This is a genomic window from Mesorhizobium sp. CA10, from assembly GCF_020165285.1.
GTDB lineage: Bacteria > Pseudomonadota > Alphaproteobacteria > Rhizobiales > Rhizobiaceae > Mesorhizobium.
Map to the genome: position 1 here is coordinate 23,478 of NZ_JAIUHV010000008.1, position 22,663 is coordinate 46,140.

24 protein-coding genes are annotated in these 22,663 nt (G+C 64.0%); 15 read left to right on the top strand and 9 right to left on the bottom strand.

The features are described from left to right. Window positions 1-64: 64 nt before the first annotated feature. The 4 genes from lepB to LB535_RS17435 are packed head-to-tail and all read left to right on the top strand — an operon-like array spanning window position 65 to window position 3,398. Complete coding sequence (gene lepB / locus LB535_RS17420) at window positions 65-814, top strand: signal peptidase I (RefSeq protein ID WP_095766934.1); 750 nt, start codon at window positions 65-67, stop codon at window positions 812-814. Then, window positions 801-1,535 carry a ribonuclease III gene (rnc, locus tag LB535_RS17425; protein WP_411969587.1) on the top strand — a complete coding sequence of 245 codons (735 nt, stop codon included), beginning with the start codon at window positions 801-803 and terminating at the stop codon, window positions 1,533-1,535. Before lepB ends, rnc begins: the two co-directional genes overlap by 14 nt. Beyond that, window positions 1,520-2,452, top strand: a complete 933-nt coding sequence (era, locus tag LB535_RS17430; protein ID WP_224525172.1) for a GTPase Era — start codon at window positions 1,520-1,522, stop codon at window positions 2,450-2,452. Before rnc ends, era begins: the two co-directional genes overlap by 16 nt. A 40-nt stretch (window positions 2,453-2,492) precedes the next feature. Then, the gene (locus LB535_RS17435; RefSeq protein WP_224525169.1) at window positions 2,493-3,398 is read left to right on the top strand and encodes an aminoglycoside phosphotransferase family protein; all 906 of its coding nucleotides are present in this window, start codon (window positions 2,493-2,495) and stop codon (window positions 3,396-3,398) included. On the opposite strand, the gene LB535_RS17440 is transcribed toward LB535_RS17435, so the two are convergent. Continuing rightward, entirely contained in the window at window positions 3,390-3,917 is a 528-nt protein-coding gene (locus LB535_RS17440; RefSeq protein ID WP_224525165.1) for a GNAT family N-acetyltransferase, read from the bottom strand. The genes LB535_RS17435 and LB535_RS17440 overlap by 9 nt on opposite strands. After that, window positions 3,914-4,192 carry a DUF1778 domain-containing protein gene (locus LB535_RS17445; RefSeq protein WP_224525163.1) on the bottom strand — a complete coding sequence of 93 codons (279 nt, stop codon included), beginning with the start codon at window positions 4,190-4,192 and terminating at the stop codon, window positions 3,914-3,916. The genes LB535_RS17440 and LB535_RS17445 overlap by 4 nt, the downstream gene beginning before the upstream one ends. Window positions 4,193-4,289: 97 nt before the next feature. Here LB535_RS17445 and recO point away from each other — a divergent pair, with 97 nt between their 5' ends. After that, entirely contained in the window at window positions 4,290-5,048 is a 759-nt protein-coding gene (recO, locus tag LB535_RS17450; RefSeq protein WP_224633095.1) for a DNA repair protein RecO, read from the top strand. A 13-nt stretch (window positions 5,049-5,061) separates the two neighbouring features. Here recO and LB535_RS17455 read toward each other — a convergent pair whose 3' ends face one another. After that, entirely contained in the window at window positions 5,062-5,526 is a 465-nt protein-coding gene (locus LB535_RS17455) for an NUDIX domain-containing protein (protein WP_140842497.1), read from the bottom strand. A 235-nt stretch (window positions 5,527-5,761) separates the two neighbouring features. On the opposite strand from LB535_RS17455, the gene LB535_RS17460 reads away from it, so the two are divergent. After that, on the top strand, window positions 5,762-8,530 hold the full coding sequence (locus LB535_RS17460) for a DUF2339 domain-containing protein (RefSeq protein ID WP_224633096.1): 2,769 nt from the start codon (window positions 5,762-5,764) through the stop codon (window positions 8,528-8,530). A 28-nt stretch (window positions 8,531-8,558) separates the two neighbouring features. Here the strand turns inward: LB535_RS17460 and LB535_RS17465 are convergent, their stop codons facing one another. Then, window positions 8,559-8,954: a hypothetical protein gene (locus LB535_RS17465; RefSeq protein ID WP_224525155.1), complete on the bottom strand. Its 396-nt coding sequence runs from the start codon at window positions 8,952-8,954 to the stop codon at window positions 8,559-8,561. Then, window positions 8,947-9,198, bottom strand: a complete 252-nt coding sequence (locus tag LB535_RS17470) for a prevent-host-death protein (protein WP_224525153.1) — start codon at window positions 9,196-9,198, stop codon at window positions 8,947-8,949. Before LB535_RS17470 ends, LB535_RS17465 begins: the two co-directional genes overlap by 8 nt. Window positions 9,199-9,413: 215 nt before the next feature. On the opposite strand from LB535_RS17470, the gene LB535_RS17475 reads away from it, so the two are divergent. The 7 genes from LB535_RS17475 to LB535_RS17505 all read left to right on the top strand — a co-directional run bounded on the left by LB535_RS17475 (window position 9,414) and on the right by LB535_RS17505 (window position 16,132). Continuing rightward, entirely contained in the window at window positions 9,414-9,932 is a 519-nt protein-coding gene (locus LB535_RS17475) for an RNA polymerase sigma factor (RefSeq protein ID WP_224525150.1), read from the top strand. Beyond that, window positions 9,929-10,723, top strand: a complete 795-nt coding sequence (locus LB535_RS17480) for an anti-sigma factor family protein (protein ID WP_095766943.1) — start codon at window positions 9,929-9,931, stop codon at window positions 10,721-10,723. The genes LB535_RS17475 and LB535_RS17480 overlap by 4 nt, the downstream gene beginning before the upstream one ends. A gap of 208 nt (window positions 10,724-10,931) precedes the next feature. Continuing rightward, window positions 10,932-12,029 (top strand): GNAT family N-acetyltransferase/peptidase C39 family protein, encoded by a 1,098-nt coding sequence (locus tag LB535_RS17485; RefSeq protein WP_224633097.1) that lies wholly within the window; start codon window positions 10,932-10,934, stop codon window positions 12,027-12,029. 4 nt (window positions 12,030-12,033) lie between these two features. Beyond that, window positions 12,034-13,497 carry a RimK family protein gene (locus LB535_RS17490; RefSeq protein WP_224525143.1) on the top strand — a complete coding sequence of 488 codons (1,464 nt, stop codon included), beginning with the start codon at window positions 12,034-12,036 and terminating at the stop codon, window positions 13,495-13,497. Between the two features lie 221 nt (window positions 13,498-13,718). Next, a complete protein-coding gene (locus tag LB535_RS17495; protein WP_224627528.1) occupies window positions 13,719-13,991 on the top strand; it encodes a DUF3303 domain-containing protein in 273 nt (90 codons plus the stop codon). 111 nt (window positions 13,992-14,102) lie between these two features. Beyond that, window positions 14,103-14,738: a hypothetical protein gene (locus LB535_RS17500; protein ID WP_224633098.1), complete on the top strand. Its 636-nt coding sequence runs from the start codon at window positions 14,103-14,105 to the stop codon at window positions 14,736-14,738. A 503-nt stretch (window positions 14,739-15,241) separates the two neighbouring features. Beyond that, window positions 15,242-16,132, top strand: coding sequence for a fatty acid desaturase family protein (locus tag LB535_RS17505; RefSeq protein WP_318012316.1), 891 nt, complete (start codon window positions 15,242-15,244; stop codon window positions 16,130-16,132). 44 nt (window positions 16,133-16,176) lie between these two features. Here LB535_RS17505 and LB535_RS17510 read toward each other — a convergent pair whose 3' ends face one another. The 3 genes from LB535_RS17510 to LB535_RS17520 all read right to left on the bottom strand — a co-directional run bounded on the left by LB535_RS17510 (window position 16,177) and on the right by LB535_RS17520 (window position 19,886). Beyond that, window positions 16,177-18,318 (bottom strand): putative bifunctional diguanylate cyclase/phosphodiesterase, encoded by a 2,142-nt coding sequence (locus tag LB535_RS17510; protein ID WP_224525130.1) that lies wholly within the window; start codon window positions 18,316-18,318, stop codon window positions 16,177-16,179. Window positions 18,319-18,384: 66 nt separating this feature from the next. Next, window positions 18,385-19,023 (bottom strand): YfbR-like 5'-deoxynucleotidase, encoded by a 639-nt coding sequence (locus LB535_RS17515; protein WP_224525126.1) that lies wholly within the window; start codon window positions 19,021-19,023, stop codon window positions 18,385-18,387. Further along, window positions 19,023-19,886 (bottom strand): YgfZ/GcvT domain-containing protein, encoded by an 864-nt coding sequence (locus LB535_RS17520; protein ID WP_224525123.1) that lies wholly within the window; start codon window positions 19,884-19,886, stop codon window positions 19,023-19,025. The genes LB535_RS17515 and LB535_RS17520 overlap by 1 nt, the downstream gene beginning before the upstream one ends. An 85-nt stretch (window positions 19,887-19,971) precedes the next feature. Here LB535_RS17520 and LB535_RS17525 point away from each other — a divergent pair, with 85 nt between their 5' ends. Both LB535_RS17525 and LB535_RS17530 read left to right on the top strand, forming a co-directional pair. Continuing rightward, window positions 19,972-21,303, top strand: coding sequence for a dihydroorotase (locus LB535_RS17525; protein WP_224633100.1), 1,332 nt, complete (start codon window positions 19,972-19,974; stop codon window positions 21,301-21,303). A 49-nt stretch (window positions 21,304-21,352) separates the two neighbouring features. Next, window positions 21,353-21,577, top strand: coding sequence for a hypothetical protein (locus tag LB535_RS17530; protein WP_224525119.1), 225 nt, complete (start codon window positions 21,353-21,355; stop codon window positions 21,575-21,577). Window positions 21,578-21,821: 244 nt separating this feature from the next. On the opposite strand, the gene LB535_RS17535 is transcribed toward LB535_RS17530, so the two are convergent. Beyond that, window positions 21,822-22,610 (bottom strand): hypothetical protein, encoded by a 789-nt coding sequence (locus LB535_RS17535; protein ID WP_224525117.1) that lies wholly within the window; start codon window positions 22,608-22,610, stop codon window positions 21,822-21,824. Between the last annotated feature and the right edge of the window lie 53 nt (window positions 22,611-22,663).

The window sequence follows — 22,663 nt, forward strand, 5'->3', positions numbered from 1 at the left end:
AGCGGCATGACGTTGCCCAGCGCCCGCCGAGACTCTATACCAACATCGCACAATCGAGGACGACATGAGCGTGGCTGAAAAATCGCAGAAGAAATCCGGCGGGCTTGGTGAGACCTTTTCCGTGATCATCCAGGCTCTGCTGCTCGCGCTCGTCATCCGCACGCTGCTCTTCCAGCCTTTCTCCATTCCGTCCGGCTCGATGCGGCCGACGCTGCTCGAAGGCGACTATCTCTTCGTCACCAAATGGGCCTATGGCTATTCGCGTTACTCGTTGCCCTTCGGTCCCGATCTCTTCTCGGGCCGCATCTGGGGTTCCGAGCCCAAGCGCGGCGACGTGGTGGTGTTCAAGTTCCCGCCGGATCCGTCGGTCGATTACATCAAGCGCGTCGTCGGCCTGCCCGGCGACAAGATTCAGGTGAAGGACGGCCAGCTTTTCATCAATGACGTCGGCGTGCCGCGCGTGAAGACCGGCCAGATCGACAATCCCGATGTCACCGAAGAAAACCGGCCGATCGATGTCTACCGCGAAACGCTGCCGAACGGCGTCAGTTACGACACGCTCGACATCAATTCCGATTCGATCGGCGACAACACGCGCGAATTCGTCGTGCCGCCTGGGCACTATTTCATGATGGGCGACAATCGCGACAATTCCTCCGACAGCCGCTTTGCCGTCGGCTATGTGCCGGCCGAGAACCTTGTCGGCCGCGCCAACCTCATCTTCTTCTCGATCGCCGGCAAGGCGAGCCCGCTCGAGATATGGAAATGGCCGTCGTTGATGCGCGCCGGGCGCCTGTTCCATTTCGTCCACTAGAGCGATGGCGGCCAGCAAGCGTTTGACCGCCGATGCCCTTGCCGAAGCGCTTGTCGAGCGCACCGGCCATGTCTTCGCCGACCGCGAGCGCCTGCAGCGGGCGCTGACCCATGCCAGCGCCCGTTCGACCCATGCCGGCGTCGACTACGAGCGTTTCGAATTCCTGGGTGACCGCGTTCTCGGCCTCGTCGTGGCCGACATGCTGCTCGCCTCCTTTCCCGATGCCGCCGAAGGCGAGCTTTCGCTGCGCCTCAACGCGCTGGTCAATGCCGAGGCGCTGTCGGAAATCTCCGAACAGATCGGCCTGCCGGAACTGGTGCGCGCCGGTTCCGATGTGCGCAATCTCGAGGGCCGCAAGCGCACCAATCTGCGCGCCGATGCGCTGGAATCGCTGATCGCCGTGCTCTATCTCGACGGCGGGATGGACGCGGCGCGCGCGTTCATCCACCGCTACTGGCAGCCGCGCTCGCAGGCGATGCGCGCTGCCCGCCGCGATGCCAAGACCGAATTGCAGGAATGGGCGCATCAGGCCGCCGCCGGCGCCGTGCCCGCCTACCATATCGACGGCCGTGACGGACCGGACCACGACCCAGTGTTCACGGTCAGCGTAAAAGTCGGCTCTTTCGCGCCCGCCGTCGGCAGCGGCCGCTCCAAGCGCGAGGCCGAGCAGGCCGCGGCGGCTACTCTTTTGCTGCGCGAAGGCGTATGGAGCGCGGCATGACAGAAACGGAAACCACTCAAGTCCCCGCGACGCGCTCCGGTTTCGTAGCGCTGATCGGCGCGCCAAATGCCGGCAAGTCGACGCTGGTCAACCAGCTCGTCGGCGCCAAGGTGTCGATCGTCACCCACAAGGTGCAGACCACCCGCGCCATCGTGCGCGGCATTGCCACGCATGACAACGCGCAGATCGTCTTCGTCGACACGCCGGGCATCTTCAAGCCGAAGCGGCGGCTGGACACGGCGATGGTGACCACCGCCTGGGGCGGCGCCAAGGATGCCGATGTCGTAGTGCTGCTGATTGACGCCGAGCGCGGCATCAAGGGCGATGCCGATGCCATCCTCGACCGGCTGAAGGACGTCAGGCAGCCGATGCTTCTGGTTCTCAACAAGGTCGACCGCGTCAAGCCGGAAACGCTTCTCGCCCTGGCCGCGACCGCGAACGAACGCGTGCCGTTCAAGCGCACTTTCATGGTCTCCGCGCTGACCGGCTCCGGCTGCAAGGACCTGCTCGATTATCTCGCCGAGACGCTTCCGGCCGGTCCCTGGTACTATCCGGAGGACCAGATCTCCGACCTGCCGATGCGCCAGCTCGCGGCCGAGATCACGCGCGAAAAACTTTATCTGAGACTGCATCAGGAACTTCCCTATTCCTCGCATATCGAGACCGAGAAATGGGAAGAGAAGAAGGACGGCTCGGTGCGCATCGAGCAGGTCATCTATGTCGAGCGCGACAGCCAGAAGAAGATCGTGCTTGGCCACAAGGGCGAGACGATCCGCGCCATCGGGCAAGCCGCGCGGATGGAGATCGCTGGCATTCTGGAGCAGAAGGTGCACCTCTTCCTGTTTGTGAAGGTGCGCGAGAACTGGGGCGACGACCCCGAGCGCTACCGCGAGATGGGGCTGGAGTTTCCCCATTGATGCATGCCGCGTAGAAGGACCCGGCAACGGGCCAGCGACATTGCATAATCCAAAGATAACCATCGATACCGATCTCGTCCGCCGGCTGGTCGATGCACAGTTTCCGCAATGGCGGCATCTGCCGGTCAGCCCGGTCGAGTTCGGCGGCTGGGATAACCGCACCTTCCATCTTGGCGATGAGATGACCATCAGGCTGCCAAGCGCGGCCCCCTATTCGCTGCAGGTCGAGAAGGAGCATCGCTGGCTGCCGAAACTTGCGCCGCTCCTGCCGCTGCCCATTCCAACGCCATTGGCCATGGGCGAGCCGGCGGCGGGGTATCCCTGGCATTGGTCCGTCTATCGCTGGATCGAGGGCGAGACGGCGAGGAATGCACGCATTGCCGATCTCCCCGCGTTTGCCGTCGCGCTCGCTGATTTCCTTGTCGCTTTGAGGGGCATCGAACCGACGGACGGGCCCGCGCCCGGCCAGCACAATTTCCATCGCGGTGGATCGCTGAGTGTCTATGACGGCGAGGCGCGGCAGGCCATCGCCGCGCTCGAAGGCCGGATCGACACGCAAGCCGCGACCACCGTGTGGGACGCGGCACTCGCCGCCACCTGGCATGGCTCGCCGGTCTGGTTCCACGGCGATGTCGCCTCGGGCAATCTTCTGGTCGAGGACGGCAGCTTGAGCGCCGTCATCGATTTTGGCACCTGCGGCATCGGCGACCCATCCTGCGATCTTGCTATAAGCTGGACGTTCTTCGAAGGCGAAAGCCGCGAGGCTTTTCGCACCCGCATTGCCGTCGATGACGCCACCTGGGCGCGTGGTCGCGGCTGGGCGCTGTGGAAGGCGCTGATCACCGTCGCCGGCCACGACGCCAACCAGGCAGAGGCCGAAAGGCAGCGCCGCGTGATCGACGCGGTGCTTGCCGATCATCGGCGCTGGGTTACGGGACTACAATAGGCCTTTGCCGCTGAAATCAGCTGCAAAGGACGCCAGTGGCATCACAAGCGTCAGCGGCCGCTCCAAAAGTGGCTCGGCTCCATATCCGCGGTACCAGCTAGCGGCGCGCTCGCTCTTGGCATCGATGATCAGCAGGAGGCCGCCGCTTTCGGCCGCAACCCGCAGGCAGCGCAAGGCCGCTGCGGCGAGGAGTTGGCCACCGAGCCCTTGTCCGGTCACGGTCAGATCGGTTGCAAGGCGGGCAAGCTTGAAACCGGACACTTCATGTCGGGCGAGCCCCTTGGTCAGGGTCGCTGGCACTTGCTCGTGGGCAACGGCGGACGGAGCGATCGTATAGAAGCCAAGAATGCGGCTTGGATTTGCGCCGTCGACAGCACAAAACGTTTTCGATGCGTTTTGCTCATGGCTCTGCCTGGCGAAGCGCCGCAGAAAATCGTTCATCTGCTCGTCGCCGCAGTCGAAGGACGCACGATCATGCGATTTCGAAATCGGCTCCTCGTGCCAACCTGGCAGCGTCATATGGTGTCAGGAAGCGCTGCGATGGCAGCCCGCAACTTCGCGTTGGGCTTAGGCGGATGCTCAAGCAAATCGAGAATACGCTTGAAATCGTGCTCGGAGACCTCAATTTTCTCGACCGCCTTGATCACGGCCTCAGCCTCGGGCAGCACTTTGTCGAGGATGAAGTCGGTCATATCCTTGTTCGACAGCGCCGCCGCGCGAGCTATCATGGCCTTTTGCGCCGGCCGTATGCGGATGTTGAAACGCTCGGATTTGTCGGTAGCTATTTTGGGCATGGGTATCTTCCTTTACGTCAAATATAGCGTACGCACATCATGCGTACAACTCTTCCCTCTCTTGATTTCGCGACCCAACGGGTGAAAAGCTCGTATTATGGAATGGCGCGACGAGGGAATCGTTCTCGGCACTCGCAGGCATGGCGAAACCAGCGCCATCCTCGAGGTGATGACGCGCGCGCATGGCCGTCATCTCGGCCTTGTACGGGGAGGGCGCTCGCGCAAGCAGCAGCCGGTGCTGCAGCCCGGCAACCGCGTCGACCTTTTGTGGCGGGCTCGGCTCGACGAGCATCTCGGCATCTTTCAGGCCGAGGCGATCGAGATGAACGCGGCGCGGCTGATGGACAGTGCGGTTGCCGTCTACGGCCTGCAGACCATGGCCGCGCATCTGAGGCTGCTGCCGGAGCGCGATGCCCATGGCGGCCTTTACGAGGCCCTTGCCGTGATGATCTCCCATCTCGGCGATGCCGATGCGGCTGGCGAGCTGGTGGCGCGCTTCGAACTGCTCATCCTTGACGAACTGGGCTTCGGCCTCGATCTCAGCAATTGCGCGGCGACCGGCTCAAGGCAGGATCTCGCCTATGTGTCGCCGAAATCCGGACGCGCCGTCTCGCGCAGCGCCGGCGCGCCCTGGCATGACAAGATGCTGGCGCTTCCCGCCTTCCTGCAGCGCGGCTCCGGCCTGCGCGCCGATGCGGAAGCACTGGAAGACGCCTTCCGGCTGAGCGGCTTCTTCTTCACCCGCCATGTCTACGAGCCGCGCGGCCTCGAGCCGCCCGATGCCCGCGCCGGCTTTCTGGCCGCGCTGCGCCGGCACCATGCGGCGGTGAAGGCGATTGCCGGCCAGGCGGGATAGCAGAGGCAACCGCCTAATCCGCGCCCCGCCGCTCCAGGAAATCATCGAGCATGGGGCGCTGGCCCTTGAGAATCTTGATGCCAGCTTCGGGCAGCGAAAACCAGCCGGCCTTGTCGACTTCGGGAAACGCTTTCATGGTCCCCGATTTCGGCGGCCATTCCATGGTGAACATGTTGCTCCTGACGGCATTGGCATCAATGTCGGCCTCGACGCTCCACGCGATGACGATCTTGCCGCCCGGCTGCTTGTAGCTGCCGAGCGGCTGGAAATCGCCGTCGATGGCGACCCCAAGCTCCTCTTCGGCTTCACGCTTGGCGGCCTCGAGCTCGTCCTCTTTGTCGCCGATCAGTCCCTTCGGGATTGACCACGCGCCTTCATCCTTTCTGGACCAGAAAGGTCCGCCAGGATGAATGAGCAGAAATTCGAACACACCTGAGGCTCGCCTATGGATCAGCAGGCCGGCGCTTCGTTGCGGCATCGGTCACCTCACGGCATTTCTTCGATCGCGCGAGAATAGCACGAGTATTTCACGGCCGCGTTCACAGACTCCCGTCAGCCGCTTCGGCGGTTTGGCATTGGACAAACCGGCAAGTTGCTGGCAATCGGCGACGAAACATGCTCGATCTTGTTAGCTGGCAGGACGCTGATTTGCACCAGCCGTCTCATTGCCGCATTTATTGGCCACGACTGGCCTGGTTTTGGGGGAAACCGCCATGTTTTTCAGCCTGATCGCCATTGCCGCCGTCATAGCTCTTTTCGTCATCGTCTCACGACAGCAGAACCGCATCGCGCTGGTCGAGCGCGAGCTCGGTATCCTGCGCGGCCTGGTGCAGTCTGGGGCTCCGCTGTCGGCGCCCAGCGCGGCGGACGCCGCGCAGGAAAGTCTTCCCGAGGAGACCAAGGCAGCCGCGGCGCCTGCCGCGCCGTTGGCGGATGGCGCGACCGTGGCCGAGGAGGTCGTCGAGACGCCCGAGACCGCCGAAGGCGAGGCCGTGGCCGGACCCTGGACGAAGGGCAAGGCGGCCCCGGTGCAATCCGCCGCACCGGCGCAACCCGCCACCATAGCCGAGACGCCCGCGGCCGGATCTCCCGAGGCCCCCAAGGCGGCGCGCCAAACCGATGTCGAAACAGCGCTGGGCACTCGCTGGGCAGTCTGGGTCGGCGGCATCGCGCTGGCGCTGGGCGGCCTGTTCCTGATCCGCTACACCATCGAGGCCGGCATTTTCGGCCCTGGCGTGCGCCTCGCCATGGCCGGCATCCTCGGCCTGGTGCTGATTGCCGGCGCCGAATTCATCCGCCGCACCGGCTTCAGGGTGCCGGTGCAGGGCGCCGCCGGCGCCTACATCCCCGCGATTCTGACCGGGGCGGGCGCCTTCATCCTGTTCGGCACGGTCTACGCGGCGCACGCCATCTATGGCTTCATCGGTCCGGCGACGGCTTTCGCGCTGCTTGGCGTCATCGGCGTCGCGACCATTGGCGCTTCGCTCCTGCATGGCCTGGCGTTGGCCGGCATCGGCCTCGTCGGCGCCATGGTCACGCCGGCGCTGGTCGCCTCGGAAGCACCCAATCCCTGGGCCTTGTTCGTCTATCTCGCGATCGTGCTTGCCGCCACGGCGGCAATCGCCCGCATCCGCGACTGGAGGGCGCTGGTCGCCGCGGCCTTTGCCGGCGCCGGCGTCTGGACCATTCTCTATATGGTCGACGCGCCGGAGGTGAACCTCGCCGCCGTCCTGTTCATCAGCCTGGCGACGCTCGCCGTGCTGGCTTTCGTCTGGCTCGGCCTTTTCTTGGTTACTGGCCGCGACGATACGGCGCGCGGCTTCGACTGGCCTTCGATCGTTCCCGGCTTCTTCATCGCCTTGAGCGCGCTCGGCCTGTCCGTCGATCCGGCCTTTGCCAGTGCCGGCGATGCCTTGCACGGGGCGATCCTGCTGGCCGCGCTGGTCGCGGCGGCGCTCTACCGGCCGCGCGCGCTTCCGCTCGTCTTTGCCGCCGGCATCGCGACCGTGATGATCTATCTGGGTATCATCCCGCCCGCCTCGATCGGGGCGGATGCGCTCGATGTCGGGCTCGACGCTCAGCCTTTGGCGTCGTCCGACGTGCTGACTTTCCGCATCGGCGTCGCGCTCGGCATGATCTTCCTCGCCGCCGGTTTCTGGGCGGCACGCCGCTTCGCCGCTGCCGCTCCAGTGCGCGCGGCCTGCTGGGCGGCCTGGGGCGTCATTGCACCGCTGGTGGTGCTTCTGGCGCTGTGGCTGACCTTCGGCGATATCGACCGCGATCTCGGCTATGCGCTGCCGGCCCTGTTGCTGGCGCTTGCCTTCGCCGCCGGGGGCGAATGGATCGCGCGCGCCGAGGAGCCGCCGCTGGCCGGCGGCCCGGCCGTGTCATTCGCGCTCGGCGGCGCCGGCGTCGCAGGCCTGCTGATGCTGCACATGGCCTTCGGCTCCGGCTGGACGACCCTGCTGCTCGGCGCCGCCGCTGTCGTCCCGGCGCTGGCAACGCGCCGGCGCACCTACCCCGTGCTGGGCTGGATCGCGGTGGGCGCGGCGGTCGCCGTGCTCGGCCGCGTCGCCTTCGATCCGACCATCGTCGGCGCGGCGTCTCTCGCCAGGACGCCGGTCTTGAACTGGCTGCTGCCGGGCTATGGCGTGCCGGCGCTCGCCTTCGGTTTCGCCGCCTGGCAGCTCGCCCGCACCACCAATGGCCGGCCGCGTCTTGCGATGGAGGCGGCCTCCGCGCTGTTCGCGTTGCTCACCATTGCCATGCTGGTGCGCCATGCCATGCATGGCGGCGTCATCGACACCGGCACAGTCACTCTTGCCGAACAGGCGATCTACACGCTGATCGCGCTCGGCGCCGGCGCCATACTGGTCGCCATCGACATGCGTTCGCCGAGCTCGGTCCTGCGTTATGGCTCGATGGCCGCCGGCGTGGTTTCGGCCGGCCTGATCGCCGTCCAGCATTTCGTCGTGCTGAACCCGCTGCTGACGGACGAGTCGACCGGCACGGTTCCCGTCTTCAATCTTTTGTTTCTCGCCTATCTGCTGCCGGCGGTCGCCGCCGGGGCGCTGGCACTCTATGTCCGCGACAAGCGCCCGCGATGGTATGCGGCAATGCTCGCACTGATCGCCGCGCTGCTTGCCTTCGCCTATGCCACGCTCTCGGTGCGCCGCCTGTTCAAGGGCGAGTTCATCGCCCTGTGGAGCGGGCTCGGCCAGCTCGAGACCTATACCTACTCCGCGCTCTGGCTGGTCATCGGCGTGGCGCTGCTCGCCGCCGGCGTCCGGCTGAAATCGCAGGTATTGCGCATCGCGTCGGCGGCGCTGATCGCGGTTGCGGTGCTGAAAGTCTTCCTCTTCGACATGTCGGAACTCGAAGGCGTGCTGCGCGCGCTGTCCTTCATCGGTCTGGGTGCCGTGCTGATCGGGATAGGGCTGTTCTATCAGCGGCTGCTGACAAGGGCGGCGAGGGAAGCGTGAGAGGCTGGAGCTCCTTGGGTCGTTGCGGCTATTTTCGAACGATCCCGCGCAGCCGGCGCTGGTCGGCTGCCTCTTTGATGCGGCCAGCAATCTTTCGAACGAATGCTGGACTGAAAGAACCGATGGGTTTCACCGTGACGAGGTCGTAAGCTTCGTCGGTCCGCACCCGGTTGTACTCGTCGAGGATCAGCCATGACGGAAAATCGAGGCCGCCCCTCCGACACTCGATCTCACTGACTGCAATGTACGTGCGGGTCGCGTCGGGTTGCTGCGACGTAAGCGGGAACAGGAACAGCGTAGCCGGCGCGGTCGGCGCTCTGACCACGATGCAGGCAGGGCGCGCCTTGCGGCCGGATTCCTCACCGGCATCGGCCTGCCGCGCCCACAAATAGTGGTATCGAAGCAGGTCGCCGGGTTTAAACATCCGGCTCATCACCGACTATGATGGCTTCCAACCCCGACATCAGTTCGTCGTGGACCTCGTCCGGTGCGCCCTCCAGCGTGTAAGCGGCGGCATGAGACGAACCGACGAGTTGCCGGTATTGTCTGGCCGATAGGATGATCAGCTTCTCCTTGCCGCGTTTTGTGAGAGCGACGGGCTCAATCATCGCCGTTTCGAGGATTTCGCCCGACGCGCGGTTCATATCTGAAAAGGTGAATTGCTTCATTGGTCACCTCATACGTGATATACCTAGTATAGCTATATTACGTAATTAAACACAATCCGTCCTGCGCACTTTGAGTCGGGAATAAACCGGCCTGCGCCATCGTTTTGAATATGCTTGGGTAACCGCAGCGGTTGGGCCGCTTCGCGCTGACTGCTTGCACCGCGCCGCAAAGGCGCGTTCTATCCGGATGGAAAGCGACCTCGAAACAAGCGGTCATGGACGACAAGAAGGCAGCGATCCTGAGCGAAATACCGCGGCTGCGGCGCTATGCGCGCTCGCTGCTGCGCGAGCGCGATTCCGCCGACGACCTGGTCCAGGATTGCCTGGAGCGGGCGCTCGTGCGGCTCGACAACTGGCAGACTGGAGAGAGCCCCCGGAGGTGGCTGTTTACGATCATGCATCACTTGTTCATCGACCAGATGCGCAAGGTCAACCGGCGAGGCGAGGCGGCGATACTGCCTCTCGAAGCCGGTGAGGCCCAAGCCGCGCCCGCCGATCAGGTCGAGACCATCGCCTCGCGCGAGATTATGGATGCCTTGCAGGCGATCAGCCCCGATCGCCGCGCGGCATTGGTGATGGTCGCCATCGAGGGCTTTTCCTATGCCGAGGCCGCCAACATCCTTGGCGTGCCGGCCGGCACGCTGATGTCGCGCATCGCGCGCGGCCGCGAGGAATTGCGAGGATTGCTCGACGACACATCGCGCCGCCGCTCGATAAGGATCGTCGAAAAATGACCCGCAGCGATTTTTCCGAACGCGATATCCATATGGCCCTCGATGGCGAGCTGCCGGGCGAGGAGCGCATGGCTTACGACGCCTGGCTCGAAGCCAATCCCGAGATGAAGGCAAAGTCCGCGCGCTACATCGCCGACCGCGCCGCCATGCGCGCCGCCCTGGCCGGCGTGATGGAAGAGCCGGTGCCGGCAAGGCTGCGGCAGGTCGTGCTTGGCGAGGCGCCTGCAAAAGCATCGCCCTGGCGCTCGCGCTGGTGGCTCTCGGCCGCAGCCGCCGTTGTGCTCGCTGTGGGCGGCCTCGGCGGCTATGTCGCCGGCATCGACAGCGTCAGCCGCGGCGACGACGGCGACGACCAGCTCGCCGAGCAGGCGATCGCTGCCCATGTCTTGTACGCCGCCGAGAAGCGCCATGCCGTCGAGGTCCCGGCAAGCGACAAGGACCATCTCCAGACCTGGCTGTCGAACCGAGTCGGGCTGAAGCTGGTCGCGCCCGACCTGGCGGCCGAGGGCTTCCAACTGGTCGGTGGCCGGCTGCTGCCGGCCGGCGGCCAAGGCAAGGCGGCGATGCTGCTCTACGAGGACGCCAAGGGCGAGCGCATCTCGCTCTTCGTCACCGCCGAATCGTCGGCGACGTCCAAGGGCACCTATACTGCCGAGGGGGGCGAACCGGAGGCGGTCTACTGGCTGGATAAAGGCTATGCTTGCGCCGTCGTCGGCTCGTTGCCGCCGGAGCGGCTGTCGGATGTCGCAAAAACCGCTTATGGCCAGCTCGTGGCAGGCATATCGAGCTGAACCGGCTGCCTTTTTCGGCGGCCGGCAGCCCTTTGAACGGCAGTCCTGTTCAAACGCTTTGCCCTTTCCAGCCGGGGCGGAAACTGTCACAATTCAGCCCTAATCAAGGAGCGATAGCGCTTGATGAATACTGGCGGTCCGGCCGGTGTTCGCGACGCATCCACCGGGGCCGCTTTCTTTAATCCAATCGAGGTTCTCCCAAGCCCGCATGCCTGCCGAGATCCGCAAGGCCCGTGCGTCAGACGTCGATGACCTCGCCGCCATCGAGAAGGCGGTGTTTCCGGGCGACAGGCTCTCGCGCCGCTCCTTCCGCCAGTTCATCGAACGCGAAACCGCCGAGATGCTGGTCGCTGAGAATGAGGGCCGTGTCGCCGGCTATGCGGTGGTGCTGTTTCGCAAGGGCAGCGGAGTGGCGCGGCTCTATTCCATCGCCGTCGGCCCATTCTTCGGTCGGCTCGGTATCGGCCGCCTTCTGCTGGCGGCCGCCGAGGACGCGGCCTTCGAGCACGACCGGCTGTTGCTGCGCCTCGAAGTGCGCGAGGACAACGATCGCGCCATTCGTATCTACGAGCAGGCCGGCTATCGAAAACTGGGCCGCGAGCCCGAATATTACGAGGATGGTGCCACGGCGCTGCGCTACGAAAAGACGCTGCGCGGCGACACCCCGACCGCGACCAGGGTGCCGTTCTACCAGCAGACCTGCGAGTTCACCTGCGGCCCTTGCTGCCTGATGATGGCGATGGCCAATTTCGATCCTGGCTTCGTGCCTGATCCGGTCATGGAAATCCGCCTGTGGCGCGAGGCGACCACTGTCTTCATGATGTCCGGCCCTGGCGGCTGCGAGCCTTTCGGCCTGGCGGTCGCCGGCTATGAGAGCGGACTTGCGGCCGAGATATTCGTCTCCTTTTACGGCGCGTTGTTCCTGCAGTCGGTGAGGAGCGAGGACAAGCGCCGGGTGATGGAGCTTGCCCAGGTCGATTTCCGCCGTCGCGCCGAACTCTACGGCATCCCCGTCAATTACCGTCCGTTCGGCATCGGCGACATCCGTGACGCCCTTGCCGAGGGCAAGCTGGTTGTGGTCCTGATCAGTGGCTTCCTGATGTTCGGCAAGAAGGTGCCGCATTGGGTGCTGGCCATCGGCGACGATGGCGACCATATCCTGATCCACGATCCCTGGGTCGAGGATGAAAGGCAGGAAACGATCCTCGATGCCGCGAACATTCCGGTGCCCTACGACATCTTCATGAATATGGCGCAGTTCGGCCGCGACGGTTTGCGCGCCGCCATCACTCTGGGAAAACGCTGAGACAATGACCTGGGTTATCCTGACAGGCAGGCAGAACGATCTCGATCAGGTGGCCACACCCCACAAGATCATCACCAACCGCGACTATCTCGCGCATCCGGCGCTGTTCCGCGGCCAGCGGCCGAAGGTGATCAACCTGTCGAACAATTACGGCTACCAGAGCCGCGGCTACTACGCCTCGCTTCTCGCGGGCTCGCGCGGCCACAGGGTGATCCCGACCGTCGAGACCATGATCGACCTTTCGGAGCGCAAGCTCTACGAGCACGCTCTGCCGGAGCTCGAGCTTGCCTTGAACAAATGCCGCAAGGATCTCGGCGGGATTTTTCCGGCCAAGGTCGCGATCTTCTTCGGCATCGGCCCGTCGAAAGTATGGGATCGTTTCGCCAAATTGTTGTTCGACTGGTTCCGCGCGCCGGCGCTCGAGGTCCATATCAAGGACAGCGCCGAATGGGCCTCGATCCGCAAGATCGGCTTCCTGCCGCTTGCCCGCATGTCCGAGGATGAGGAAGAGTTCTTCCTGCAGTGCCTGGACACTTACACCAACCGCGAATGGCGCGACACCAAGGGCCGCACGCCGGCGCGCTACACGTTCGCGACGCTGGTCGACCCGCATGAGGAACTGCCGCCGTCGGAGATTTCCTCGCTGCGCTATTGGGCGAGAATCGCCGAGAAGATGGGCGTCGAGGTCGAGCCGATCACCAGGAAGGACCTCGCCAAACTCGCCAACTACGACGCGCTGTTTATCCGCGAGACCACGGCGATCTCCAACCACACCTACCGCTTCGCGCGCCGCGCCCAGCAGGAAGGCATGCCGGTGATCGACGATCCGCTGTCGATGATCCGCTGCACCAACAAGGTCTATCTCAACGAGCTGATGACCTACAACAAAGTGCCGGTGCCGCCGACGGTGATGATTGCCGGTACCTCCGACTTCGAGGTGGCGGCGCAGACACTGGGTTTTCCGCTGGTGCTGAAGATCCCGGATTCGTCTTTCTCGCGCGGCGTCAAGAAATGCGAGAACATGGCCGAGCTGACCAAGCTCGCGACCGAATGGCTGGACGATTCCGATCTCTTGATCGCGCAGAAATTCATCCCCACCGAATATGACTGGCGCGTCGGCGTGCTCGGCGGCCAACCGCTGTTTGCCGTGCATTATCTGATGGCGAAAAAGCACTGGCAGATCGTCAACCACAAGGCCAGCGGCAAGCCCGACCAGGGCGGCATCAAGACGTTCACGCTGAAGCAGACGCCGCCCCATGTCGTCGAGACGGCGGTGCGGGCGGCAAAATGCATCGGCGACGGGCTCTACGGCGTCGACCTCAAGGAGACCAAGGACGGGGTCTTCGTCATCGAGGTCAACGACAATCCCAACCTCGACCATGGCTGGGAGGATTCCGGCGAGAAGGACGAGCTCTGGGTGCGGCTGACGCAGTGGTTCCTGGAGCGCCTGGAAAGGCCGGACAAGTAGCGGCGGGAGAAGAGGAACTGGGGAACTGAAGAACTGAAGAACTGAAGAACTGAAGAACTGAAGAACTGAAGAATGGAGTGTCTGGCGGAACCATCTGTCTTTGCGTCATCAGCCCATCATTTCTTAATCTCCTCAGTTCCTCAGTTCCTCAGTTCCTCAGTTCCCCAGTTCCCCAGTTCCTCAATTCCCCAATTCGCAATCACTCAAACCGAGGGAAACAAATGCTGTTCCTAGTGATCGAGGACTTTCATGGCGCGGACCGCAAGGAGATCTATCGCCGCTTCCGCGACAAGGGCCGGCTGAAGCCCGATGAGCTCGTTGTCCACCACTCCTGGATCGCGGCCGATATGAGCCGCTGCTTCATGTTGGTGGAGGCCGATGACGTCACGATCCTGCAGCGCTGGGCCATCGAGTGGAACGACCTCGTCGAGTTCGAGATCGTTCCAGTGGCGACGAGCAAGGACATGGTTGCGGCGCTGGCCGGGCATCTCTAAGCGAATATCCTGGCCCGCCGTTTCTTCAATTTGCGCAGAACTGCCTAACTGCGTCTTAAGCCCGGCTTGCTATTCCGCGTATATTGTGGATTGCCCAGAGGCTCTAAAAAGATGATCAGGCTGTTTCAATCGGGCAATTGCGGCCAAATTCTTTACCTCGTTCTTTTGGTCTTCTTGATCGGGTTTGATTTTGCCAAGGACCCTATCCAGCATTTTCTGGTCGGGACCAAAGAGAACATTCAAAGGCAGATCTATGCGGTAGACGGCAACAGTATGGCCCTGAGCCAAAAGTCCTTTGTCGAGGAACTGAGGACGCCGGACTATGGGATGCACGATAAGCCGAAATCCGCCGAGCAACTTGCTTCCGGCATGGTCGCCAGAGGGCTCGCTATGGAGGCAAAGAGCTCCGCCATCGGCACGGTCTATATCTCCATCCTTGTGGCGATGGGCTTTGCCACCATCGTCGCGATCATTTGGATGGTATTCGCCCGCGTGCGCGACATTGGTTGGCCGGCCGCGGTAGGGTTCGGCGTTCTTGCGCCGAAGCTTGCAATTTCAGTTCTTCCCGGCAGTCTTCCGCCGCCGGCCTTTGACATCCTGCAATACAGCTTCATCGCCGCCATAATCGTGCTTGGGTTCGTGCCGGGTGGATTTGCCCACGGACCGCGTGCCGAACCGGCTCAGCAGGCAATCATACCCGAGCCGCCGCGTCGTGCCCCTGGCCAATTCGGTCAAAGACGGCGCTGAGTTGCGGCGCCAAGCGCCGGCGATCCAACCGCGCGCACGCATTCCCCAATCAGCCATTCGCGGAACGCCGCCACGATATCGCGTCCGGCGCCGCGTTCCGGGATCGTCGGGCAGTAGGGCTGGCGCAACTCCAGCGATCTGGCAACGGGCCGGACCAGCCGGCCGTCTTCCAGCGCCTGGGCGCAGTCGGCGCCTTGCGCCTTGCGCTAGCGCCATGCCCAGCCCTGAAATGGCGAGATCGAGCGCTGCCCGCGACGAATACGCGGAGAGACCGCTCTGCATTGCGTGGTCCGCTTCGCTTCCCCGTCGCCTCGAAGCAGTTGCGCCAGGATGGGAAAGATGCGCCGGTCGGTCCTCAGTCGGTCCGCGCAAGGAGCGAAGGGCGGCCATGACAATCCGAAAGAGAGAGGATTACCTTACCTATTTCGCAGAAATCCTCGTTTTTCGAGAGGTTTGTTTCTGGGTATCGTGATCTCATGAACGCAATCGACCACGACGCAGCCATCGACCATCGCTCCGTGATAGCCTCGCTGACGAATGAGGAGCGCAGTCGGCTGACCGGCAAATCGGATGGGCCGGCCCTTGTTCAGTTCGCGCTCCATCTCGGCGCGATCATCCTCCTCGGCGCGCTGATCGCGGCCAAGGTGCGTTTCTGGCCGGTCCTGATGCTGCCGCAGGGCATCCTGATCGTCTTCCTGTTCACGCTGCTGCATGAAACGGTGCACAGGACGGCGTTCGAAACGCAGTGGTTGAACGATACCGTCGCGCGCTTTTGCAGCCTGGCGCTCGCGCTGCCGGCCGACTGGTTCCGCTACTTCCATTTCGCCCATCACCGCTTCACCCAGGATCCCGAAAACGATCCGGAACTCGCATTCCCGAAGCCTGAGACGATGCGACAATACATCGTCCACGTCTCCGGGCTGCCGGTGTGGTGGGGGCATTTCAAGACGCTCTACACCAATGCAATGGGGCGCTGCCGCGACACTTACGTGCCGCCGAAGGGCTTGCCGAAAGTGAAGGCCGAGGCGAGGGTGATGATCGCCTTCTATGTCGTCCTGCTGGCGCTTGCGGTCTGGTTCAAGTTATCTGTGGTACTCTATGTCTGGATCGTGCCGGCGCTGCTCGGCCAGCCGTTCCTCAGGCTCTATCTGCTGGCCGAGCACGGCCGCTGTCCCTTTGTCGCCAACATGCTGGAAAACACCCGCACGACGCTGACCAATTGGTTCGTGCGCAAGCTCGCCTGGAACATGCCTTATCATGCCGAGCACCACGCCTATCCCGGCGTGCCGTTCCACCAGCTGCCGGAATTTCACCGTCTGATCGAGCGGCACCTCAAGGTGGTCGAGCCAGGCTATGTCTCTTTCCACGAGAAATACATCGAGACGCTGCGCTGACTTGAAGCGCGTCGCCCGACCTTTGGTGCGACGCGCTTTGGTCCTCAGCCTGACTGGCGCAACAGCGCCTGCGAGCGCAGCAGCCTGCCAATGTCGGACGCCTTGGCCGGCACGCCGATCAGAAAGCCTTGCGCCTCGCCGCAACCGGCTTTGCGAAGCATATCGAGCTGCGCTTCGGTCTCGACCCCTTCGGCGGTGACGGTGATGCCGAGCTCGGCGCCGAGCCCGATCACCGTGCGCACGATCGCCGCCGTGTCGCGCTTGTCGAGATCGCGGATGAAGGAGCGGTCGATCTTGATCTTGTCGACGGGGAAGCGCCGAAGGTAGCCGAGCGAGGAATAGCCGGTGCCGAAATCGTCGAGCGCGATGCGCACGCCGAGACCGCGCAACTGGCTCAGCGTCGTCTGCACCGCGTCGCTTTCGTCCATCATCACCGTCTCGGTGATTTCGAGCTCCAGGCGGTCGGCCGGGAGGCCGGAAAAGGCGAGCGCCGAGATCACGCTGCGCGCGAAGCCGCCGCTCTTGATCTGCGCGGGCGAGACATTGACGGCCATGCGCATATTCCGCGGCCAATTGGCCGCGACGTTGCAGGCTTTGCGCAGCGCCCAGTCGCCGAGCTGCACGATCAATCCGGTCTCCTCGGCGGCGGGAATGAAGGTCTCCGGCGATATCAGGCCGCGCGCCGGCGAGCGCCAGCGCATCAGGGCTTCCGCGCCGACGATCTTGCCGGAGCCGATGTCGAGGATAGGCTGGAAATCCAGCTCGAATTCGCGCTTGGAAAATGCTCCTTCGACATCGGCCTCGAGCGCCCGGCGCTCCCGCATCAGCGCATCCATACCCGGCTCGAAAAAGCGATAGACGTTGCGCCCTTCGCTCTTGCCCCGGTAGAGCGCCATGTCGGCGTTCGTGAGCAGCGTGTCGGCATCATGTCCGTCGCCGGGATAGAGCGCGATGCCGAGGCTCACGCCCACATGCATCTCGCGCCCTTTGTCGCGATAGGGCTTGCCGACGATCTCGACGATGCGCTTGGCGAGCTTTTCGGCGTCGGCGACGCTCTTGATGCTCGACTGGATGATGGCGAATTCGTCGCCGCCGAAGCGCGCCACCACGTCCTTGCTGCCGCGCACGGCATGCTGCAGCCGTTTGGCGACGCATTTCAGCAGCCAGTCCCCGGCCGGGTGGCCGAACGTGTCGTTGACGGCCTTGAAGCGGTCGAGGTCGAGCGAAAAGATCGCCAGCGGCTTGGCCTTGGTCTCGCCGAGCGCCTGATCCAGTTTCTCGCGAAACATCGAGCGGTTGGGCAGGTTGGTCAGCGTGTCGTGATGCGCAAGATGTGTCATGCGCTCTTCGGCGCGCCGGCGCTCGGTAACATCCTCGAACGTCGCCACCCAGCCGCCGCCCCGCATCGTCTGGCGCACGACCAGGACCGTCCTGCCGTCGGTAAGCTGGCGATACGTCGAATGCATTTTTGTCGCCTTCAGGCTGGCCTCCGCCTTGGCGACCTCGCTGTCGACGTCAAGCTCGGTGTAGACGCCGAGTTGCAGCAGTCGCTCGAGCGCATCGCGATGGGTGGTCCCGAGCGGGAAATCCGCTGCGGTGACGTTGAAGAGCTCCAGAAAACGCTTGTTGCGCACGATCATCCTGCCGTTGGCGCCGTACATCAGCAGACCTTGCGACATATTGGCGAGCGCGGCGTCGAAGCGGCGGTATTGCTCTTTCAACTCGGCTTCGGCGCGCCGCTGCTCCGTCACATCCTCGTAGATCGACACCCAGCCGCCGACGGCGATCGGCCGGTGCGAAATGACGATGATGCGCCCGTCCGACAGAATTTCCTCGTAGGTCGAAGGCTTGGCGCCGTCGATGTAAGGCTTGCGGATGGCGTAAAGCTCGTCGGCGCTCTGCGCGGCGACGCCGATGTCGACGCTGTGCTGCAGGATATCGAAGAAACGAATGCCGGGCTTCACCACTTTGGCGTCCAGGCGGAAGATCTCGATGTAGTTGCGGTTGCAGATAATCATCCGCTCATCGGCGTCGAACATGCACAGGCCATGCGACATATTCTCGACAGCCGCCGCGAAGCGCTCGTTCTGCGCGCGAAGTTCTTCGGCTATTCGTCGCACCGGGCCAACACCGGCCGCTTTTCGCTTGCCGGCGAACGAACCAGTCTTGACATGTGCGCCGGGCATGAGCACGCCTTCGGATCGTGACCGAACGCGAATACTGTCCTGCTCGCCGGTTAATTTAGCGTTCTATCAAGAGGTGGAATTGACCGCGCGCGACGACTGGCGCCTGGCTTCCAGCGTCTTGAAACGCCTGAGAAAAGCTGTTTGCGCCCAGGTCACGGATTTTGGCGTGAAGTCGAAGCTATCGGCGGAGAAGCCGCGCGGCCGGCCGAAATACTCGGTCGCCTCAGCGGTCGAAAAGCCGGCCAGCAGCGTCGCCTCGTAATAGGCGGCGATCTGGTCGGCGCGCTTGATGTCGTTGCGCAAGGAGGCGGCGAGTTCCGCCGGCAGCGAGAAACGCAGATGGATCGCGCGCTGCAGGCGCAGCTCGCAATCCTTGTAGGAACCGCCCATCACCGATTTGAAGGGCGAGATCATGTCGCCGATGACATATTCCGGCGCATCATGCAGCAGCGCCGCGAGCCGCGCCTCGGCCGGGGCTGCAGGCACCAGTTCACCGTAGAGAGCTTCGACCAGCAGCGAATGCTGCGCCACCGAGAAAGCGTGCTCGCCTCTGGTCTGGCCGTTCCAGCGCGCGACGCGGGCGAGCCCGTGCGCGATATCGGCGATCTCGATGTCCAGCGGCGAGGGATCGAGCAGGTCGAGCCGCCGGCCGGAAAGCATGCGTTGCCAGGCGCGCGGCGGCGCGCCGGCCCGGTCGGCCGCCATCAGGCCTCCTCCGCGCTGGCCGCACCTTCAGGGAAGGTGTACTTCACCCAGGCGGGAATGGCGAGCCTTACCGGAATCTCGCCCGCCGTGATCGCCTCGCCGGCATCCAGCGCCGCCTTGACGCGGTCGATGCGGGCAATGGCGAGACCGGTCCGGTGGCCGACAGACCCGAGCGTGCCCACCAGTCGGCCGGCCACGGTTAGCTCGGTCCCGGCGGCGGGCAGGGGGCTGTCGGCCGAAGCGATTAGCACACGACGCCGCGCGGTGCCGCGATGCTGCATGCGCGAGACCACTTCCTGGCCGATATAGCAGCCCTTCTTGAAACCGACGCCGCCCGTCTCGTCGAGCAGCACGTCATGCGGGAAGGCATCGCCAAGCTGGTAGTCGCTGCCGCTTTCGACAATGCCGTTGCCGATGCGCATGTTCAGCCAGCCATTCGGGTCGCCGCCGTCCCGCGCCTCGCCGCCATAAGTGCGCGTAACCGTGATATTTTGAAACCGCGTGTCGGAGAGCGCTGTTGAATCAGAACGTGAGGCGGTTGAATCATCACCCCATGCGACTGTGACAAGCACCTGATCCTGCTTGGCGATCTCGGCCTTTGCCCTTAGCCGGTAAAGCATCAGCCTGCGCACGAAGTCGTCGGCGATGTCGGCCCGGCATTCCAGTTGGAAGCCATCGTCGCCGGCGCGCGAGACCAGGAAATCGAACAGGATCTTGCCCTGCGGCGAAAGCAGTGCGCCGGGTCTCGCCTCACCGGGCGCAAGCATGTCGAGATCGGTGGTGAGGATGTTCTGCAAAAAATGCTCGGCATCGGGGCCCGACACGGAAACGAGCGCGCGGTCTTTGATTTGGGCAAAGGGCATGGGCGTGAAATCGGCCTGATCTTGCAAAACGTCCGGTCATTACGTAAGCCGGCCACACTCCCCCCGCAAGAGATTGGACCTGCCCATGGCAACCACCTTCGACCTCATCCTGACAGGCGGCACGGTGATCAACCATGACGGCGAGGGACGGCGCGACATCGGCGTGAAGGCCGGACGCATCGCGCGGATCGGCGATCTCGGCCAAGCTTCGGCCGGCGAAGCCATTGACTGCACGGGCCTGCACATCCTGCCGGGCGTCGTTGACAGCCAGGTGCATTTTCGCGAACCGGGGCTGGAGCACAAGGAGGATCTGGAAACCGGCTCCCGCGCCGCGGTGCTGGGCGGCGTCACCGCCGTCTTCGAAATGCCCAACACCAATCCGCTGACCACCAGCGAGGCAGCACTTGCCGACAAGGTGCGCCGCGCTACCGGCCGCATGCATTGCGACTTCGCCTTCTGGGTCGGCGGGACGCGCGACAATGCTCGTGATGTCGGCGAACTGGAACGGCTGCCGGGCGCGGCCGGCATAAAAGTGTTCATGGGCTCGTCCACCGGCGACCTTCTGGTCCAGGACGACGAAGGCGTCGCCTCGATCCTGCGCAACACCCGCCGCCGCTCCGCCTTCCACTCGGAGGACGAGTTCCGCCTGCGCGAACGGCTCGGCGAGCGCGTCGACGGCGATCCGTCGTCGCATCCCGTCTGGCGCGACGAGATCGCGGCGCTGCGTTGCACGGAGCGGCTGGTGCGCATCGCCAGGCAGACGCGTGCGCGCATCCATGTGCTGCACATATCGACGGCCGAGGAGATCGTCTTCCTCGAGCAGCACAAGGATGTCGCGACCTGCGAGGCCACGCCGCATCATCTGACGCTGAGCGCCGACGACTATGCGCGGCTTGGCACGCTCATCCAGATGAACCCGCCGGTGCGGGCGCCACGCCATCGTGAAGGCGTCTGGCACGGCATTTCGCAGGGCATCGTCGATGTCCTTGGCTCCGACCACGCGCCGCACACGCTGGCCGAGAAGGCGAAGCCCTATCCGGCCTCGCCGTCCGGCATGACCGGCGTGCAGACGCTGGTGCCGATCATGCTCGACCACGTCAATGCCGGCCGGCTCAGCCTGCAGCGCTTCGTCGACCTTTCCAGCCATGGTCCGCAGCGCATTTTCGGCATGGCCAGGAAAGGCCGCATCGCCGCCGGCTACGATGCCGATTTCACGATCGTCGACATGAAGCGGCGCGAGACCATTACCAATGCGCAGGCCGGCTCCAGGGCCGGATGGACGCCCTATGACGGCAAAGAGGTCACCGGCTGGCCGGTCGGCACCATTGTGCGCGGCACGCGCGTCATGTGGGAAGGCGAGATCGCGACACCCGGCCAGGGCAGGGCGGTGGAGTTCTCCGAGGCGCTGCCCGCCTGATCCCGCCGACATTGGATTTGTTAAGCGCTCTGCATTACTTGAGTGGGCTATGACCGCGAATATTGCGCCGATCATTCCTGCGGAGTTTCCTGAGCTCCAGGCGCTCGCCTGGAACCGCGATGTCGCGCGCCCTATTCCCGCGAAAGAGGCCTTTGCGCTTTACGAACGCGACTGGCGCTTTGTCGATCAAAAGCGCCTTACGGCGCGTGAGAAGCGGCTTATCATGAAATTGACCGACGAATTCGGTCACGGCATCCTTCTGACCACTGCCTGAGCCATCGCAACAATCCTCGGCAATAGGACGATCCGCTATGATCGTGTTTCTTCGCGCCCCCTCTGTCCTGCCGGACATCTCCCCCACGAGGGGGGAGATTGGCAGCTTCGGCGCCTCGCTCGCCCCACAGCGTTGGTGATTGGCGAAAGCCGGCGTGACATCTGATCTCCCCCCAAGTGGGGGAGATGTCCGGCAGGGCAGAGGGGGGCGCTGTCCCGCCAGCCTTACCGAGTAAGGGCGAAATTCAATCCCCGGCGACGAAGAACAGCCACTGTCCCGTCGGCGTGATGCCGACGCGGTAAAAAATGTAGGCGCCGAACTGCTTCATGTCGTCATAGTCGCTGGCGGTGACCAGCTTGAACAATTCGACGCGCTGCCTGGCATCGAGCTTGTCGAGCGGCAGCGCGAAGAAATACGGCCAGACATAGAGTTCCTGCGGCGTACCGGTGTCGACATGGACGTAGCCGGCCGAAAGCACCTCTTCCAGGATGGCGAGGATTTCCTGGCCGTCGCCGTCGCCCGAAAGGCTCTTGAGGAAGGTGACTGGGTCCCCATCGATGTCGCCCAGCGACAGTTGCGTCATGGAATCGCCTTTGCCGATCAGCGGCCTCAGCTTCTCGATGTCGCCGGTCCGGCAGGCCTCGATGAGCAGCCCGTGCATGCGCTTGACTGGTTCGGGAAGCGTGTTGAGGTCGTAGACGACCGCGGGCGGCGGCGCGTCAGGGTCTGCGCGCGGGCTGGTGATGCCGCCATTGGCGGGCGGCGTCTCCGGCTCCGACTTGTCGGTGTCGTCGGCCGGCTGGCCGTCCGCGGGCTTGGTGCCGGGCGGCTCCGGCATCGGCACGGCAGCGCCGGGCGCGGCGCTGTCGCTATTGGCGGGCGGGGTGACCGGCGAAGGCACGTCCTCGCGCTGAATCTCGCTCAGCGCGTAGGAAGGCGTGCTGGTAAGGCACAGAGGCAGCGCCAGGCAGGAGGCGGCGATCAGGATGCTGAGGGCCAGCCCGCGCGGCCGACCTGACATCGAAAATCTCACCGCTTGCCTCTCCATGGTTCCCGGGCTCGGTCCGGCCGGCACATTGAATGTCC